The sequence below is a fragment of the Microvirga aerilata genome (assembly GCF_016743775.1).
GTDB lineage: Bacteria > Pseudomonadota > Alphaproteobacteria > Rhizobiales > Beijerinckiaceae > Microvirga > Microvirga aerilata.
The window spans coordinates 1-2,523 of the sequence record NZ_JAEQMY010000227.1 but is presented as its reverse complement, the minus strand read 5'-3'; the positions used below and the strand labels follow the sequence as shown (position 1 = coordinate 2,523).

At 58.3% G+C, this 2,523-nt stretch carries 1 protein-coding gene and 1 pseudogene; both read right to left on the bottom strand.

The genetic code is table 11. The annotated features are described in order from the left end of the window. Window positions 1-77 precede the first annotated feature (77 nt). Window positions 78-511, bottom strand: a pseudogene (locus tag JKG68_RS31850) (integrase core domain-containing protein); the annotation flags it as partial. 51 nt (window positions 512-562) lie between these two features. Further along, a complete protein-coding gene (locus JKG68_RS31845; RefSeq protein ID WP_202066383.1) occupies window positions 563-2,191 on the bottom strand; it encodes a DNRLRE domain-containing protein in 1,629 nt (542 codons plus the stop codon). Window positions 2,192-2,523 lie beyond the last annotated feature (332 nt).

The window sequence follows — 2,523 nt, the reverse complement described above, 5'->3', positions numbered from 1 at the left end:
CGCTCGGGTATCTCACACCCGAACAAGCTGAGCGAAAAGCGAGTTAACCCGGTGTCCAAGTAGTCGGGGGAAGATCAAATGGCCTCTCCGCGTCCGAAGTAGACGTCAGCTGGCGTGAGATTGTCGAGGCTCTCGTGGTAGCGCCAGTGATTGTAGTTGGCCACAAACGCCTCGATCTGCGCTTCCAGATCACCGGGCAGGAAGTAGTTCTCCAGCAGGATGCGGCTCTTGAGCGTCTGGTGCCAGCGCTCGATCTTGCCCTGCGTCATGGGATGGTGCGGCGCCCCACGCACATGGGTCATGCCCTTGCCCTCCAGCCAGGACGCCAAGTCTGCCGAGATGTAGCTTGAGCCGTTATCCGACAGCAGCCGAGGCCGGTGCACCAGAGCTGGTTGGGCGCGGTGGTCTTGTCCTTGAACTCGTCTGCGGCCTTCATGACGATGAAGGCTGGGCTGGTGATCAGATTCCGCGCCTTGAGCAGCCGGTAGACGGAGGCCTCGGAGACAAAGTAGCTGTGAGCGAGCCGACAGTTTAGGGCAGGCATTAGGCCCGCCCTAAACTGTCAGAGGAGCCAATCGCCATTTAACACCATTGATGCTGCGGCTGAACTGGCGGTGTATTCAATGGTAAGGGTCGGGGGGGCTTGCCCCTCCGAGGATCTGAAATCCCAGCCATTTTCGCCCAAGGGCAGAAAGGCCCAACCATGGTTCTCCGCTCCACTGGCCCAGGCTTGCACGCTTGAGGTGACGTCAAAGGTACTGGTGCCGGATCCAGGCTGTTGGCCGGTAACAAGGTCTGCCTTGGCAGCCGCCTCGGTGCCATTGGCCTGTATGCCGGTCCCGAGCGAGTTCCAAGTCGTACCATCAGACCAGTCAGCCAACATCCGGTGCAGGGCGGCGCCGTCACCGGCATCGCTGTTATGCAGGGTCAGTCCTGCTTTAGTGATGCGGGCTCCGTGCGGGATCTGGCCAGATCCTGTGCCGATCAGACCAGTGAACTGAAGCAGGCCTTGGCTCTCCTGACCAGTCCCGCTCGGATCAGCCGCATCGATGGAGGTCGCACTGAACCCATCGATCCGTGCGTTCCCGTAGCTTGCGTCCGAGGTGCCTTCCCGCACCATCGTGTCCAGCGTGCCCGCATAGCCGTTCACGCCCTGCTGAAACGTGACTTTCGCGGTCGGTGATGGAGTTGGATCAGCAGTGTTCGGTCCATCATGAAGAGCGATGTTCTGGTAGGCTGCATAAGCTGCCTTGCGTTCACCGTTCGGGCCAACAAGCCCAAACCAGTTCTCTGCATTGCTCGTGCTGCCACCGCGATCCTGATAGGTATACCACATGATCGGACCTGCCCACGAGTAGCCAGTGGCTAGATCATAGGACTGCTGAATTGTGTCAGCCTGCCTCTGCTGAGAAATAGCATTGGTTCGCCCGCTGGTGGGGCCGCCCATCTCAGTCATCCACACTGGCGTATTGGCATCACCATTGGCTATCATGGTTTGGCGGATGCCTGTTTCCATCATCTCCCAACCGTTCCATGGTGCGGAATCGTCCGGCATCAGTGGCCAAGAGTAGGGATGGTACCCCACGGCATCAAAGGAGCCTCGTGCACCATTGGCATACATTTGATCTAAAAATGCGACGGCGCCGACGTGATCGCCTGCCGTTTCAGGTGCAGGCGATAGGCCGCCCGAAATCACAAAGGCACTGGGATCAGCACCTTTGATTGCTGTGTTAGCGGCCTTGAGTGTTTTGGTGTAATCAGAGGCGTCGGGTTGTACGTGCCAGTACAGGCGCAGGTTTGGCTCGTTCCAGATCTGCCAGTGCTGAACTTTACCCGCGAAGTGTTCAGCGGCAGCCTTGGCGAAGTTGGCATACGCTAGGATGTTGGCATCGGCGCGCATGCCGCCGCTGCTATCGATCCAATCGGGCGTGCCATGGAGCGTGGCCACAACCTTGATGTTATACTTGTTGGCGGCAGCGACCATGCGGTCGAGTTCCGACCAGTTGTAGCTGTTTGGTCCACCGGATTGCACCAGATCCCACCAGAAGTCTGTACGAACCCAGGCAACACCTAGCTCGGCGTAATCGGCGAACTCGGCGTTCATGTCGGCATCTGAACGTCCGAGGAGTTCTCCAAGAGGGGTTGCTAGGCCGAGCTGTCCGGATGGCGGAGAGGTATCGATAACTGCCATAGTCGCTCCTTTAGTGAAAATATCACCGGATGAAAATTTGGATCAAAAAGGATGAGTGAGCCTGTCTCGCGCTGATGGGGGCATGCAGGTCAAGAGATGCCGCAGTTTTGGCTTTAGAAACAGGATAATGAATTTCTAGGATGCTATTCGGGGCCCTTCGGCCCCTTCATGAACAGGGCTGGGTTCTCAACGAGGGCGGGCGTTGTGCACGCCCAGAACTGTTACAGCAGGCCATCGAGCGGATTGTAGGTAGCATTGGGGATCAGCCCGCCGAGTTCTGCCACGTCGTCCCAAGGCACGAACTTGAAGTTGCTGGTGCTGGCGCCGGTGTT